The sequence below is a fragment of the Streptomyces sp. NPDC015144 genome, from assembly GCF_043079735.1.
Classification (GTDB): Bacteria; Actinomycetota; Actinomycetes; order Streptomycetales; family Streptomycetaceae; genus Streptomyces.
The window spans coordinates 212,645-227,484 of sequence record NZ_JBIBUU010000002.1 but is presented as its reverse complement, the minus strand read 5'-3'; the positions used below and the strand labels follow the sequence as shown (position 1 = coordinate 227,484).

General features: G+C 73.0%; 12 protein-coding genes. 5 read left to right on the top strand and 7 right to left on the bottom strand.

Annotation, left to right across the window (positions count from 1 at the left end):
• Positions 1 to 199: 199 nt before the first annotated feature.
• Together ACF08W_RS05080 and ACF08W_RS05075 are read right to left on the bottom strand one after the other, a co-directional pair.
• Positions 200 to 1,345 carry an RNA polymerase sigma factor gene (locus ACF08W_RS05080; protein ID WP_385207624.1) on the bottom strand — a complete coding sequence of 382 codons (1,146 nt, stop codon included), beginning with the start codon at positions 1,343 to 1,345 and terminating at the stop codon, positions 200 to 202.
• An 8-nt stretch (positions 1,346 to 1,353) separates the two neighbouring features.
• A complete protein-coding gene (locus ACF08W_RS05075; protein WP_385207397.1) occupies positions 1,354 to 1,761 on the bottom strand; it encodes a YciI family protein in 408 nt (135 codons plus the stop codon).
• Between the two features lie 223 nt (positions 1,762 to 1,984).
• Between ACF08W_RS05075 and ACF08W_RS05070 the strand changes: the two genes are divergently transcribed.
• Positions 1,985 to 3,628: a DNA repair helicase XPB gene (locus ACF08W_RS05070; protein ID WP_385207400.1), complete on the top strand. Its 1,644-nt coding sequence runs from the start codon at positions 1,985 to 1,987 to the stop codon at positions 3,626 to 3,628.
• A 9-nt stretch (positions 3,629 to 3,637) separates the two neighbouring features.
• Here the strand turns inward: ACF08W_RS05070 and ACF08W_RS05065 are convergent, their stop codons facing one another.
• Both ACF08W_RS05065 and ACF08W_RS05060 read right to left on the bottom strand, forming a co-directional pair.
• Positions 3,638 to 3,856 carry a hypothetical protein gene (locus ACF08W_RS05065; RefSeq protein WP_385207402.1) on the bottom strand — a complete coding sequence of 73 codons (219 nt, stop codon included), beginning with the start codon at positions 3,854 to 3,856 and terminating at the stop codon, positions 3,638 to 3,640.
• 191 nt (positions 3,857 to 4,047) lie between these two features.
• A complete protein-coding gene (locus ACF08W_RS05060) occupies positions 4,048 to 5,007 on the bottom strand; it encodes a threonine/serine dehydratase (protein ID WP_392278644.1) in 960 nt (319 codons plus the stop codon).
• Positions 5,008 to 5,481: 474 nt separating this feature from the next.
• Here ACF08W_RS05060 and ACF08W_RS05055 point away from each other — a divergent pair, with 474 nt between their 5' ends.
• Positions 5,482 to 7,572: a HelD family protein gene (locus tag ACF08W_RS05055; RefSeq protein ID WP_385207405.1), complete on the top strand. Its 2,091-nt coding sequence runs from the start codon at positions 5,482 to 5,484 to the stop codon at positions 7,570 to 7,572.
• 48 nt (positions 7,573 to 7,620) lie between these two features.
• On the opposite strand, the gene ACF08W_RS05050 is transcribed toward ACF08W_RS05055, so the two are convergent.
• On the bottom strand, positions 7,621 to 8,310 hold the full coding sequence (locus ACF08W_RS05050; RefSeq protein ID WP_352278032.1) for a copper homeostasis protein CutC: 690 nt from the start codon (positions 8,308 to 8,310) through the stop codon (positions 7,621 to 7,623).
• Between the two features lie 249 nt (positions 8,311 to 8,559).
• Here ACF08W_RS05050 and ACF08W_RS05045 point away from each other — a divergent pair, with 249 nt between their 5' ends.
• Positions 8,560 to 10,854 (top strand): heavy metal translocating P-type ATPase, encoded by a 2,295-nt coding sequence (locus tag ACF08W_RS05045; protein WP_385207408.1) that lies wholly within the window; start codon positions 8,560 to 8,562, stop codon positions 10,852 to 10,854.
• A gap of 68 nt (positions 10,855 to 10,922) precedes the next feature.
• On the opposite strand, the gene ACF08W_RS05040 is transcribed toward ACF08W_RS05045, so the two are convergent.
• Positions 10,923 to 12,131, bottom strand: a complete 1,209-nt coding sequence (locus ACF08W_RS05040) for a sensor histidine kinase (protein ID WP_392278450.1) — start codon at positions 12,129 to 12,131, stop codon at positions 10,923 to 10,925.
• Positions 12,128 to 12,805 (bottom strand): response regulator transcription factor, encoded by a 678-nt coding sequence (locus ACF08W_RS05035; protein WP_385207414.1) that lies wholly within the window; start codon positions 12,803 to 12,805, stop codon positions 12,128 to 12,130. Before ACF08W_RS05035 ends, ACF08W_RS05040 begins: the two co-directional genes overlap by 4 nt.
• A 195-nt stretch (positions 12,806 to 13,000) precedes the next feature.
• Here ACF08W_RS05035 and ACF08W_RS05030 point away from each other — a divergent pair, with 195 nt between their 5' ends.
• Both ACF08W_RS05030 and ACF08W_RS05025 read left to right on the top strand, forming a co-directional pair.
• Complete coding sequence (locus ACF08W_RS05030) at positions 13,001 to 13,642, top strand: M15 family metallopeptidase (RefSeq protein ID WP_392278449.1); 642 nt, start codon at positions 13,001 to 13,003, stop codon at positions 13,640 to 13,642.
• Positions 13,643 to 13,828: 186 nt separating this feature from the next.
• Complete coding sequence (locus ACF08W_RS05025; protein ID WP_392278643.1) at positions 13,829 to 14,836, top strand: endonuclease/exonuclease/phosphatase family protein; 1,008 nt, start codon at positions 13,829 to 13,831, stop codon at positions 14,834 to 14,836.
• The last annotated feature ends 4 nt before the right edge of the window (positions 14,837 to 14,840 follow it).

Sequence of the window (14,840 nt, the reverse complement as noted above, 5' to 3'; positions counted from 1 at the left end):
TCCCGTCAGTATTCGACCTTACTGTCGGCGAAACGACATTGCACCAAGTTGTCACTCCTTCTGTTCGCGTAACTCACTTCGCCTTCTGTCATCGCCTTCTGCTCTTCGCCTTCTGCCTTCGTCCTCTGTCTTCGTCCTCTGTCTTCGCCTTCTGCTCTTCGCCTTCTTCTTCCTCCGGCGTTCCTCCAGCCGTGTCGCGTCAGCGAGGGCGGCGGGCGTTGAGGTGGGCCGCCCGGCGGGTCAGGTGGTCGCGTTCGGCGAGGTTGGTCGCCCGGTGGGCGGCCTCGGCGTACAGCCGGGCCGCGGTCTCCCGGTCGCCGGCGCGCTCGTGGAGGTAGGCCGCGGCGGCGGTGTGGCGGGGCAGGTCGGCGTCCAGTTCCGCGAGGGCGGCCAGTCCGGCGTGCGGCCCGTCCGCCTCGCCGACGGCCACCGCGCGGTTGAGCCGGACGACCGGGCTGCCGGTCAGACGGACCAGCTCGTCGTACCACTCGACGATCTGCGGCCAGTCCGTCTCACCGGCGCTCGGCGCGTCGGCGTGCAGGGCCGCGACGGCGGCCTGGGCCTGGTACTCGCCCAGCCGGTCCCGGGCGAGGGCGCCCTGGAGGATCGCGATGCCCTCGGCGATCGCCCCGGTGTCCCATCGGCTCCGGTCCTGCTCGGCCAGCGGCACCAGGCTGCCGTCCGGGGTGGTCCGGGCGGCGCGCCGGGCGTGGTGGAGCAGCATCAGGGCGAGCAGCCCCGCCGCCTCCGGGTGGTCGACCCGGGCCGCGAGCTGCCGGGTGAGCCGGATGGCCTCGGCGGCCAGGTCGATGTCGCCGGAGTAGCCCTCGTTGAAGACCAGGTAGAGGACGCGCAGCACGGTGGCGACGTCGCCGGGCCGGTCGAACCGCACCCCGGACACGGTGCGCTTGGCCCGGCTGATGCGCTGCGCCATCGTCGCCTCGGGCACCAGATAGGCGCGGGCGATCTGCCGGGTGGTGAGCCCGCCGACGGCGCGCAGGGTGAGCGCCACCGCGGACGAGGGCGTCAGCGACGGATGGGCGCACAGGAAGTAGAGCTGGAGGGTGTCGTCGGCCGAGGGCGCGGGCCCGGCCGACGGTTCCTCGTCGACGAGGTCCTCGCGTCTGCGGCGGGCGGTGTCCGCCCGTACCGCGTCGAGGAAGCGCCGCCAGGCGACGGTGACCAGCCAGCCCTTCGGGTCGCGGGGCGGTGCGTCGGGCCAGACGCGGACCGCCTCGACCAGCGCGTCCTGCACGGCGTCCTCGGCCGCCGCGAAGTCGGCTCCGCGGCGGACGAGGATCGCGAGCACGCCGGGGGTGAGGCCGCGGATCAGCGCCTCGTCCATGGGTGGGGTCACTCCGTGATGGTCGGCGGCTCGGTCAGGAGCGGACGCAGTTCCAGCCACTCGTGGATCGGCCGGCCGCCCGCGCCGGGCGCGGCGGACAGTTCCCCGGCCAGTTCGACGGCGCGCTCGTGGCTGTCGACGTCGATGACCATCCAGCCGGCGATCAGGTCCTTGGTCTCGGCGAACGGTCCGTCGGTGACGGGCGGGCGCCCCTCTCCGTCGTACCGGACCCACTCCCCCTCGGGGGCGAGCGCCAGGCCCTCGACGAACTCGCCGGTCTTCTCCAGCCGGGCCGCGAAGTCGTTCATGTACTGGATGTGCGCCGCGATCTCCTCCGGGGTCCACTGGTCCATCGGTACGCAGTTGACCGCGTCCGGGGCGCCCCGGTAGTGCTTCAGCATCAGGTACTTGGCCATGGTGTCTCTCCTCGTCGGTGCGGCCGGGTGTGGTCGCGTTCGTCCCGGGGACGGAGCCGGGTCCGGGTTCTCGACATCCCCGCGGACATCTTTCAGAAGTTTCTTCGAGGACCGGCCCCGGGCAGGGCTCCGGACCGTACGCCGGGCCCGTTTCCGCTCCGATGCGGCACACTGGACGTTTGGCCTCATCCCTGGCCGCACCCCGTAGAAAGGGCCGACGCGCGTGACCGGACCCCTCATCGTCCAGAGCGACAAGACGCTGCTCCTCGAAGTCGACCACGACCAGGCCGACGCCTGCCGCCGGGCCATCGCCCCGTTCGCCGAGCTGGAGCGGGCGCCGGAGCACATCCACACCTACCGGCTGACCCCGCTCGGGCTGTGGAACGCGCGGGCCGCCGGGCACGACGCCGAGCAGGTCGTCGACGCCCTCGTGCAGTACTCGCGCTACCCGGTGCCGCACGCGCTGCTCGTCGACATCGCCGAGACGATGGCCCGGTACGGCCGCCTCACCCTCTCCAAGCACCCGGTGCACGGGCTGGTGCTGACCTCGACCGACCGGCCGGTGCTGGAGGAGGTGCTGCGCTCGAAGAAGGTGCAGCCGCTGGTGGGGGCGCGGATCGACCCGGACACCGTGGCGGTGCACCCCTCCGAGCGCGGGCAGATCAAGCAGACGCTGCTGAAACTGGGCTGGCCCGCCGAGGACCTCGCCGGTTACGTCGACGGCGAGGCGCACGCGATCGAGCTGGCCGAGGACGGCTGGTCGCTGCGGCCGTACCAGCGGCAGGCCGTGGAGGGCTTCTGGCACGGCGGCTCGGGTGTCGTCGTACTGCCCTGTGGGGCGGGGAAGACGCTGGTCGGGGCGGGTGCGATGGCGCAGGCCAAGGCGACCACGCTGATCCTGGTGACGAACACGGTCTCGGCCCGGCAGTGGAAGCACGAGCTGGTGAAGCGGACCTCGCTGACCGAGGACGAGATCGGCGAGTACAGCGGGACCCGCAAGGAGATCCGGCCGGTCACGATCGCCACGTACCAGGTGCTGACGACCCGCAGGAAGGGGATCTATCCGCACCTGGAGCTGTTCGACTCCCGGGACTGGGGGCTGGTGATCTACGACGAGGTGCATCTGCTGCCCGCTCCGGTCTTCAAGTTCACCGCCGACCTCCAGGCGCGGCGGCGGCTCGGCCTGACCGCGACGCTGGTGCGCGAGGACGGCCGCGAGTCGGACGTCTTCTCGCTGATCGGGCCGAAGCGGTTCGACGCCCCGTGGAAGGAGATCGAGGCGCAGGGTTACATCGCACCGGCCGACTGCGTCGAGGTGCGGGTCAATCTGACGGACTCCGAGCGTCTCGCGTACGCGACCGCCGAGACCGAGGAGAAGTACCGGTACTGCGCGACGACAGCGACGAAGCGGAAGGTGACCGAGGCGCTGGTGCGGCGGCACCGCGGCGAGCAGACCCTGGTCATCGGGCAGTACATCGACCAGCTCGACGAGTTGGGCGAGCATCTGGACGCCCCGGTGATCAAGGGCGAGACGAGCAACGCCCAGCGCGAGAAGCTCTTCGACGCGTTCCGGTCCGGTGAGATCAGCGTGCTGGTGGTGTCGAAGGTCGCGAACTTCTCGATCGACCTGCCCGAAGCGACCGTGGCCATCCAGGTTTCCGGCACGTTCGGCTCCCGCCAGGAGGAGGCGCAGCGGCTGGGCCGGGTGCTGCGGCCGAAGGCGGACGGGCACGAGGCGCGGTTCTACTCGGTGGTCGCGCGCGACACGGTCGACCAGGACTTCGCGGCACACCGCCAGCGTTTCCTGGCCGAGCAGGGGTACGCGTACCGGATCGTCGACGCGGACGAGCTGCTGGCCGAGGGCTGAGCCCGCGGCTCAGCGGGCGTGGTGGTGGCGGCCGGTCTCTCTGCCGTGGTGCCGGGGGTCGGTCTCGTCGGCGTACTCACCGAGGACGACCACGTCGAAGGCGGCGCGGACGAAGACCTTGACGGCGCGTACCGCGTCGCCGACGCGGTGGGTACGGAGGTGACCGGTGGCCGCGGTCGCGCCGTGCGCGGGGCCGGTCCTGCGAGGGTTCAGGCTGACGGTGCTCATGTGTTCCATGGTGCTGCGCCGGGGCCGATAGGGGTATCGGCCCGGGGGTGGAATTCGGCGGCTTCCCAGGTAGGCCCCTGGGTGCACCCGCCTCCACCCCGTCCCCTACGGGGCTGACCCACAAACGGCGTACGCGCCCGCCCCACGGCGCTCCGGCGACTGCGGAGCGCCGTGCCGTGGCGGGGTGGTGTTCAGCGCAGCCCGAAGCGGCCGGCCCAGGTGGTCACATCGTCGGTCGTCGCGTTGCCGCCGCACACCACCAGGCCGATCCGGGCGTCCTCACCGACGCGCTCCAGGACCCGGCGCGCCGCGGGCAGCAGGCATCCGGCGGCGGGCTCGGCCCAGACCTTCGCGTGGTCGGCCAGATCGAGGGTGCCCCGCACGGCCTCGGCGTCCGTCACCGTGAGCACGTCCGTGACCAGCGCCGAGACGTGCTCGTAGGTGAGCTGTGAGGCACTGGGAGCGCTCAGTGTCGAAACGATCGAGGAGAGTTCGACCGGCACCGGCCCGCCGGACACCAGGGCCTCCGACATCGCTCGCGCGCCCTCGGTCTCCACGCCCCAGATCCGTACCCCGGGGCGGCGCGCGTGCAGCGCGGCGGCGACCCCGGAGATCAGTCCCCCGCCGCCGATGCTGACGAGTACGTCGGTGAGTTCCCCGGCGTCCTCCGCGAATTCCAGGCCGACCGTGCCCTGGGCGGCGACGACGACGGGGTCGTCGAAGGGATGGACCGGGGTGAGTCCCTTGGTCCGAAAATCGTCCAGGAGGGCGAACGCCTCGTCCATGGTGTCGGCGAGGACGACGCTCGCCCCCGCGGCCTCCGCGACGGCCACGGCGCGGCCCGGAGCGGACCGCGGCATGACGACGGTCGCTTCGATGCCCAGCGCTCCGGCCATGACCGCGGTCGCGATGCCGTGGTTGCCGCCGCTCACCGCCACGACCCCGGCGGCGCGCTCCGCCTCACCCAGCGCCAGCAGCTTGGCCGTCGCCCCCCGGGCCTTGAAGGAGCCGGTGCGCTGGAGGAGTTCCAGTTTCACGGTGACGTCCGCGCCCAGGAACGCGGACAGGCCGGGGCTCGGCACCGTGGGGGTCCGTATCACGTGCCCGGTGATCCGCTCGGCTGCGGCTTCCACGTCCGCGACATCAATCAGCACATTCGCCTCCGTCACACGATCCGAGCCGCGACAGCCGGGGATCCGTATCGTCCACGGCACGGGGCGGCGGCCACGCGGCCCCGCTCCCGCGCGGGTGGGATCGTCCGGGCGGCAGTTCGATCACCCTACGCCGTCCGTTCCCCGGTCGGCACGGATCGCGGGACCGGGCACCGGCCTCCGCCGGGGCGCCCGCGGGGGACGGTGGCGCTCCGGTCGAAATGCGTTGGCCCCGGCCCGGCCCGGTCGATACAATCGCCGGTCTGCCCGCCTCCCGCACCGTGGTACCGGCGGCCCGCGAGGGCCCGCGCCGGCAGCCGGGGGAGCGCCGCCGACCGGACGGAAACCGGTCGACACCCCGACGCGCGCCCGTCGCGCGTATCCGTGATCGATCCCTCAGCGGACCGTACGGCCCGCGCAGTGAGCGGGTCGGCGCGGTCCGCCGTCCTGCGTTGAAAAGCCGGAGGCGACACCGTGCCCGCGCACGAACTCGAGAACGACAGCACCACCGATCCGCTGGCCCGCGAGCGCGCCCATCTCGCCGCGTCCCGCGCCGCGTTGCGCGCGATGCGTGAGGACGCCCAGGCCCTCGACATCCGCGACGTGACCGCGAACTGGGTCAACGCGGCCGTCCTCCAGGCCCAGATCGACGAACGGATCAAGTCCCTCGCCGACCTCGCCCACACCCCGCTCTTCTTCGGCCGGCTGGACTATCTGCACCGGGTCGGCGGGGAGCGGGCGGAAGGCGCGGAGGGCGAGCAGTTCTACATCGGCCGCCGCCATGTGCACGACGCGGGCGGCGACCCGATGGTCATCGACTGGCGCGCCCCCGTCTCGCAGCCCTTCTACCGGGCGTCCCGCAAGGACCCGCAGGACGTCGGGCAGCGCCGCCGCTTCGGCTACACCGGCGGCGAGCTGACCGCGTACGAGGACGAGCACCTGACCGACCCGGGCGAGGCCGAGCAGACCAGCCGGCTGCTCCAGGCGGAGATCGAGCGTCCGCGCGTGGGCCCGATGCGGGACATCGTCGCGACGATCCAGCCCGAGCAGGACGAGATCGTCCGCAGCGGGCTCGGCGGGACGGTGTGCGTGCAGGGCGGTCCCGGTACCGGGAAGACGGCCGTGGGCCTGCACCGGGTGGCGTACCTGCTGTACGCGCACCGGGAGCGCCTGGCCCGTACCGGGACGCTGGTGATCGGGCCGAACCGGTCCTTCCTCCAGTACATCGAGCAGGTGCTGCCCGCCCTCGGCGAGCTGGCGGTGGAGCAGTCGACGGTGGACGACCTGGTGGCGCCCGCCGGTATCGAGGTTCGCGGTACGGACACGGCCGAGGCGGCGGTCGTCAAGGGCGACGCCCGGATGGCGGAGGTGCTGCGGCGGGCGATCCGTTCGCATGTGACGCCGCCCGAGGAGCCCGTCGTGGTGGTGCGCGGTTCGCGGCGCTGGCGGGTGCCCGCGTACGAGATCGCCGAGATGGTCGAGGAGCTGCTGGCCCGGGACATGCGGTACGGGGCGGCGCACGAGGCGCTGCCGCAGCGGATCGCGCACGCCGTGCTGGTCCGGATGGAGGAGGCGGGCGAGGCCCCCGACGACCGGGTGCAGAACGCGGTGGCCCGCAACGCCGCGGTGAAGGCGGCGGTGAAGGCGGTCTGGCCCGCCGTGGACCCGGCGAAGCTGGTGCTGCGGCTGCTCGGCGACGCGGAGTTCCTGGCCGCGCACGCCGAGGGGCTGCTCGACGCGGACGAGCAGAAGGCGATCCTGTGGACGAAGCCCGCGCGGAGCGTGAAGTCGGCGAAGTGGTCGGCGGCGGACGCGGTGCTGATCGACGAGGCGAACGACCTGGTGACCCGGACGCACTCGCTGGGGCATGTGGTGCTCGACGAGGCGCAGGACCTGTCGCCGATGCAGTACCGGGCGGTGGGCCGGCGCTGCACGACCGGTTCGGCGACGGTGCTGGGCGATCTGGCGCAGGGCACGACGCCGTGGTCGACGGCGAGTTGGGCGCAGGCGCTGCACCATCTGGGGAAGCCGGACGCGGTGGTGGAGGAGCTGACGGCGGGGTTCCGTGTGCCGCGCGAGGTGATCGCGTACGCCTCCCGGCTGCTGCCGGTGATCTCGCCGGGGCTGGCGGCGGTGGAGTCGGTGCGTGAGTCGCCCGGTTCGCTGGAGGTGCGGGCGGTGGACGGCGCGGACGGGCTGGACGCGGCGGTGGTCGCGGCGTGCGAGGAGTCGCTGGCCCAGGAGGGGTCGATCGGCCTGATCGCGGCGGACGCCCGGATTCCGGCGCTGGCGCGGGCGTTGGAGGCCGCGGGGCACGCGTACCTCTCCCCGGGCGAGGAGACGACCGCCGCGTCCCGCCTGACGCTGGTGCCCGCGTCGCTGGCGAAGGGCCTGGAGTACGACTACGTGGTCCTGGACGAGCCGGCCGCGGTGGTGGACGGCGAGGCGGACACCCGGACGGGGCTGCGCCGGCTGTACGTGGCGCTGACCCGTGCGGTGTCGGGGCTGACCGTGGTCCACGCGGCGGACCTGCCAGGCGAGCTGTCGGCGCCCGCGGCCGCCTGAGCGTGCGGGGCGGGGAGGCCGGGCTCCCCGCCCCCGCTCGCGCCCCCGTTACGCGTCGAGGACCGTGCGCCACTCGCGTACGGCTGCCGCGTCCACCGGGCCGGACCAGCCGAGCGGGCGGGCGGCGCCGCCGATGTGCACGGCGTCGATCCCGGCGGCCAGCAGCTCGGGGAGGTGTTCCAGGCGCAGGCCGCCGCCCACCAGGATCTGCGGCTCGTAGCCGGGCTGCCCCTTGCGGGCCGCCTCGGCCAGCAGGGTCGGGATGCCCTCGTCGACGCCCTTCGCCGAGCCGGCGGTGAGGTACGTGTCCAGGCCGGGCATGTCCGCGAGGCGCTTGCGCAGCGCGTCCCGGTCGGCGGCCCGGTCGATCGCCCGGTGGAAGGTCCAGGGGCAGCCGTCCAGCTCGGCGATGAGCCGCTCGACGGCGACCAGGTCCGGGCGCCCCTGGTCGTCGAGGAAGCCGAAGACGAACTCCTCGGCGCCCGCCGCGCGCAGCTCGTGCGCCTTGGCCACGAGCACCTCGATGTCACCGGCCGCGAAGCCGTCCGCCACCCTGAGCATCACCCGCAACGGGATGTCCACCGCCGCCCGGATCTCCGCGAAGGTCGCACAGGACGGGGTCAGGCCGTCCGCCGCCATGTCGGTGACCAGCTCAAGCCGGTCCGCACCACCCGCCTGGGCCGCGACCGCGTCCTCCGCGTCGAGAGCGATCACCTCCAGGACTGCACGGTTGCTCATGGGATCCCAATCCTCCAGGAGACAGCAATAGGTCTAGTCCAATGTCCACCCTACGGGCCGGTAGGCCAGGGGCGCAGCCTCAATGCCAGGTGAAGATACGTGAGCTCGACCGCACATCCGGTGACCGAACGCACACGTTCCGGGCTCGCACGGCATATCCACCCTTGCGCTTTATAGGGGAGGGGGGTATACATGAGTCAGCAGGGCATACCCCCTAGGGGTATCAACGTCACGGTCAGGGAGGACAACGTGTCCGCGCACATCGCCACACCAGGCACCGACACCGGCACCGCCGCAGAGGTCGAGCTCGCGATCGGCGGCATGACCTGCGCCTCCTGCGCGGCCCGGATCGAGAAGAAGCTCAACCGGATGGACGGCGTCACCGCCACCGTCAACTACGCCACCGAGAAGGCCAAGGTCAGCTACCGGGGCGAGGACGTCTCCGTCCAGGACCTGATCGCCACCGTCGAGAAGACCGGCTACACCGCGCAGGAGCCCGCTCCCCCGGCCTCCACCGCCGCGGCGGACGCGGCCGAGGGCGACACGGCGGGGGCGGACGAGCTGCGGCCGCTGCGCCAGCGGCTGCTGACCGCCGTCGCGCTCGCGGTGCCGGTGATCGCGATGTCGATGATCCCGGCGCTCCAGTTCGACTACTGGCAGTGGCTCTCCCTGACGTTGACCGCCCCGGTCGTCACGTACGCCGCCTGGCCGTTCCACAAGGCCGCGTTCACCAACGCCCGGCACGGCGCGGCCACGATGGACACGCTGATCTCGGTCGGTACGTCGGCCGCGTTCCTCTGGTCGCTGTGGGCGCTGTTCTTCGGTACGGCGGGCATGGTCGGCATGACGCACCCGTTCGAGCTGACGATCGGCCGGACCGACGGCTCCGGGAACATCTACCTGGAGGCCGCCGCCGGGGTCACCGCGTTCATCCTGGCCGGGCGCTACTTCGAGGCCCGCTCCAAGCGGAAGGCGGGCGCGGCCCTCAAGGCGCTGCTCGAACTCGGCGCTAAGGAGGTCACCGTGATCCGCGGCGGCCGCGAGGTGACCGTACCGACGGCCGAACTCCAGGTCGGCGACCGCTTCCTGGTCCGCCCCGGCGAGAAGATCGCCACGGACGGCACCGTCGTCGAGGGCGCCTCGGCCGTCGACGCCTCCATGCTGACCGGCGAGTCCGTACCCGTGGAGGTCGGTGTCGGCGACCCGGTCACCGGCGCCACGCTCAACGCGGGCGGCCGGCTCGTCGTCGAGGCGACCCGGGTCGGCGCCGACACCCAGCTCGCCCGGATGGCCAAGCTCGTCGAGGACGCCCAGAACGGCAAGGCGGCGGCCCAGCGCCTCGCCGACCGGATCTCCGCGGTCTTCGTCCCCGTCGTGATCGCGCTGGCGCTCGGCACGCTCGGCTTCTGGCTGGGCAACGGCGCGGGCCTGACGGCCGCGTTCACCGCCGCCGTGGCCGTACTGATCATCGCCTGCCCCTGCGCCCTGGGCCTCGCCACCCCGACCGCCCTCATGGTCGGCACCGGACGCGGCGCCCAGCTCGGCATCCTCATCAAGGGCCCCGAAGTCCTGGAGACCACCCGCCGCGTCGACACCATCGTCCTCGACAAGACCGGCACCGTCACCACCGGCCGCATGACCCTCCTCGACGTCCACACCACCGACACCACCACCGAGAACGAAGTCCTCCGCCTCGCCGGAGCCCTCGAACACTCCTCGGAACACCCCATCGCCCAGGCCGTCGCCACCGGAGCCACCGACCGCACCGGCACCACCCTCCCCACCCCCGAGGACTTCGCCAACGTCCCCGGACTCGGCGTCCAGGGCATCGTCGACGGCCACGCCGTCCTCGTCGGCCGCGAACAACTCCTCGCCCAGTGGGAGATCCACCTCCCCGTGGAACTCGCCCGACTCAAGGCAGCCGCCGAGACCGCCGGCCGGACCGCCATCACCGTCGCCTGGGACGGCGAGGCACGAGCCGTCCTGGAGGTCGCCGACGCGGTGAAGGACACCAGCGCCGAGGCCATCGAGCGGCTGCGGGGCCTGGGGCTGACCCCGATCCTGCTGACCGGTGACAACCGGGCGGTGGCCGAGTCGGTCGCGGCCGAGGTCGGGATCGAGAAGGTGTACGCGGAGGTCATGCCGGAGGACAAGGTCGACGTCGTCAAGAAGCTCCAGGCCGAGGGGCGTTCGGTCGCCATGGTCGGGGACGGGGTCAACGACGCCGCCGCCCTCGCCCAGGCCGATCTGGGCCTCGCGATGGGGACGGGTACGGACGCCGCGATCGAGGCGGGCGACCTGACGCTGGTCCGCGGCGACCTGCGGTCCGCCGCCGACGCCATCCGGCTGTCGCGCCGGACGCTCGGCACCATCCGCACCAACCTGTTCTGGGCCTTCGCCTACAACGTGGCCGCGCTGCCGCTCGCGGCGGCCGGGCTGCTCAACCCGATGATCGCGGGCGCCGCGATGGCGTTCTCCTCGGTCTTCGTGGTCGGCAACTCGCTGCGGCTGCGGGGGTTCAAGGCGGCGGCCGGGAGGAGCTGACGGCCTCGGCGCACGTCGGCGGGACGGCACCCTTCGGGGCGCCGTCCCGCCGACGTGTCCCGCACCCCTCAGGGCCCGTCCGGCCGAGCGCGACCGGACGGGCCCTTGTCGTCGGGCGGCGGGCCCGGCAGCGACACCCGGACGGTGAGCCCTCCCCCGGGGTTGGGGGTCAGCGTCAGGTCCGCGTGGTGGGCGCGGACGATGCTGGCGACGATCGCCAGCCCGAGGCCGTGACCGCGCCGCCCCGGGTCCGGCCCGGCCACCCGCCCGCCGCCCCGCAGGAACGGTTCGGTGAGCCGGTCGACCGTCCCGGCCACCGGCGGTCCGGCGTTGGCGACGGTCAGGAGGGCGTGGCCGGGACGCGCCGGGTCGGGGCCGGTCGTCAGGGTGAGCGTTCCGTCCGTGGGCAGGTTGTGCCGTACGGCGTTGTGGAGCAGGTTCACGACGAGCTGACGCAGCAGGACGTCGTTGCCGGTGGCCGGGGCCGGGCGGATGTCGGTGGTCACGGTGACGCCCCGCGCCCCCGCCTCTTCGCGGACGGCGTCGACGGCTCCCCGGGCGGTGTCGGCGAGGTCGAGGCGCCGGGTGGCGGGCGGGTTGTGGTCGAGCGCGGAGAGTTCCAGCAGGGCGTCGGTGATCTCGATGCCGCGCCGGTTGGTCTCACTGAGCCGGGAGACGAGCTGTCGGTAGTCCTGGCCGTCGGGGTCGGCCGCGGCCACGTCGAGCATGGTGCGGCTGACGGCGAGCGGGGTGCGCAGCTCGTGCGAGGCGTTGGCGGCGAAACGCTGCTGGGCCTCGAAGGACCTCTGGAGGCGGGCGAGCATGTCGTCGAAGGTGTCGGAGAGTTCGGTGAACTCGTCGCGCGGGCCGGTGAGTCCGATGCGGTGGTCCAGGGAGCCGTCGGCGGCCCGCCCGGCCGCCCGGGTGATCTCCTGGAGGGGGCGCAGGACGCGGCCCGCGATGATCCAGCCGCCGCCGAGCCCGAGCAGCGCCAGGAGCAGCAGGGTGACGCCGGCGGCCACGAACAGGGCCTGAAGGATGTCCGGCCGGGCGGCCAGGGACGCGGCCTGCGGGTTCACCGCGGTCAGCGGGTAGTTGGGCAGGAAGCGCAAGGCCAGGTAGACCATGATCAGGCTGAGTGCCCCCGATCCGAGGACGAACAGCGCGTAGGTCAGGGTGAGTTTCATCCGGGCGGTCAGCCGCCGCGGCCGCGCGGTCCGCGACGCGCCCCGCTCCGTCTCCCCGGATTCCTGGCCGGGTGCCGTGCGGCGGTTCACCCGGCGGACCCGGTCGGCCCATCGATGCGGTAGCCGACGCCCGGCACGGTCTGGATGGCGGAGGGTTCGCCGAGCCGTTTGCGGAGGGTGGAGATGGTGATGCGGACGGCGTTGGTGAACGGGTCGGCGTTCTCGTCCCAGGCCCGCTCCAGCAGCGTCTCCGCGCTGACGACGCCGCCGCGCGCGGCCATCAGGACCTCCAGGACGGCGAACTGCTTCCGGGTGAGCGCCACGTACCGGCCGTCGCGGAAGACCTCGCGCCGGAACGGGTCCAGCCGGATTCCGGCGCACTCGATGACCGGGGGCGTGCTGTCCTTGGGCCGGCGGGCCAGTGAGCGCAACCGTACGACCAGCTCCTTCAGGTCGAAGGGCTTCGTCAGGTAGTCGTCGGCACCGATCTCGAAACCGGTGACCTTCTGGTCGAGGAGCCCCGCCGCGGTCAGCATGAGCACCCGGCAGCCCAGCCGCCGTTCCACGATGGCCCGGCACACGTCGTCGCCGTGCGTCCCCGGGATGTCGCGGTCGAGCACGACGACGTCGTACTCGTTCACTTCCAGGCGCTCCAGGGCGGCGTCGCCGTCCCCGGCGATGTCGGAGGCGATGGCTTCGAGCCTCAGACCCGCCTGCACCGCCTCGGCGAGATACAGCTCGTCCTCGACAATCAGCACCCGCATACGGCCTCTCCTGCTCTGCTTCGCACCCGGACCTCCCACATGAACCATGCCGGGCCCATCGAAAACGTAGCGCTCCGGACCTATCGAAAACGTATGGGGAAATCGAGACGGCCCCACAACACGGTCCGCTCTTCACTCGGTGCATCGGCCCGCGGCACCCGCCGCCCGCCCCGACCGAGATTTCCGGAGGCCACCATGCACGACGACCCGGCAGCGAGCCCTTCCGCCACGGCGGCGCGCCGCTTCCCCGTCCGGACGGCGGCAGGGGTGTGCGCGGTCGCGGTGCTGGCGCTCGCGGCGGCATGCGGCGTCACGGCCCGGAGCGAACCGGCCGCCCGGGCCGTCGCGGCGGCGGACCGGGGGCCGAGCGGCCCGGCGACGGCAGGGGCCTCACCGCGGAGCGCCGACGACGACGACACCCCGCGGGAACGTGACCTCACCCCCTTCGACACCCGGTCCCCGGCCATCGACCGGCTGGACGAGAACCTCCTGGAGGCCGTACGGAAGGCGGCCCGGGACGCCCGCGAGGACGGCATCGAGTTCCGGATCACCTCGGGGTGGCGCAGCAGGGAACACCAGCAGCGCCTGCTGGACGAGGCCATCCAGAGGTACGGGAGCGAGAAGAAGGCGCGGCAGTTCGTGAACACCCCGGAGAAGTCGACCCACGTGTCCGGGAAGGCCGTCGACATCGGCCCCACCGACGCCGACGACTGGCTCATCCGCAACGGCGCCGACTACGGCCTGTGCCAGGTCTACAACAACGAGATGTGGCATTTCGAGCTGCTGACCAGCCCTGGCGGCCACTGCCCGACACCGCGGACCGACGCCGCCGGCTGACCGGTGCGGCGCCGCTCCCTGCCCCCGGGCTTCCGATCATCCGCGCTTCCGAGCTGCCTAGCTTCCGAAGGACATGTCATGGCCGATCTGCGCGAGGACCCCTATCCGGATGTGTACATCGGAGGCGGATTCTCCGACCCCACCGGCCTCTCCGGTCCCACCGACCTCTCCGATCTCTCCGGGTCGATGGCCGACCCCGTGCACGCACCGGACCTGCACGCCCCGGACCGGCCGGGACCGGACCGGCCGGGGCGGCTCCCGCGCCGGTACGGCCCGGTGCTCCGTACGGGCCGGACCACGAGCGCCGTCGCGGCGGGGGCGGCGCTCCTGATGGTCGGCCACCCGCTCGTGCCCAACCGGCCGGGCAACCTCGGCAGCCTGCTCGAAACCCTGCTGCCCTGGACCGGCCTGGTCGTTCCGGCGCTGCTCCTGACCGCTCTGCTCCGCAGGTCGGTACCGGCCGTCGTCGCCGCCCTTCTGCTCGGGGCCGTGTGGGTCGGCGTGTTCGGACCCCTGCTCCTCGGCGGGGGGAGCGGGGGAAAACCGGATCTGACCGTGGTCACGCACAACGTCGGCGCCGCCAATCCCGACCCCACCGCGACCGCCCGTACGCTGCTGGCCGCCGACCCCGACCTGGTCGCCCTGGAAGAGATCACCGACGACGCGCTGCCCGCGTACCGCGAGGTACTGGACCGCCGACTCCCGCACTCCGTACGCATCGGCACCGTCGCCCTGTGGAGCCGCTACCCCCTCGCCGAATCCCGCCGTATCACCATCGACCCCGGCTGGAGCCGCTCCCTGCGCGCCCGGGTCCAGGCGCCGAACGGCCCGCTCGCCGTCTACGTGGTCCACCTGCCCTCGGTACGCGTCGGCGCCGCCGGCTTCACGATCGGGCGGCGCGACGCGGCCCTCACCGCCCTCGACCGCATGCTCGACGACGAGCGGCAGGGGAAGGTCCTCCTGCTGGGCGACCTCAACGGCGCCACCACCGACCGCCGCCTCGCCCCGTTGATGTCCCGGCTGACCTCGGTCGAGGACGAGGCGGGCAGCGGTTTCGGCTTCAGCTGGCCCGCGGCCTTCCCGATCGCCCGGGTCGACCACATCCTCGTCCGGGACGTCACCCCCACCGACGCCTGGACCCTCCCCGCCACCGGCAGCGACCACCGTCCCGTCGCCGCCGCGCTCAGGACGTAGCGCG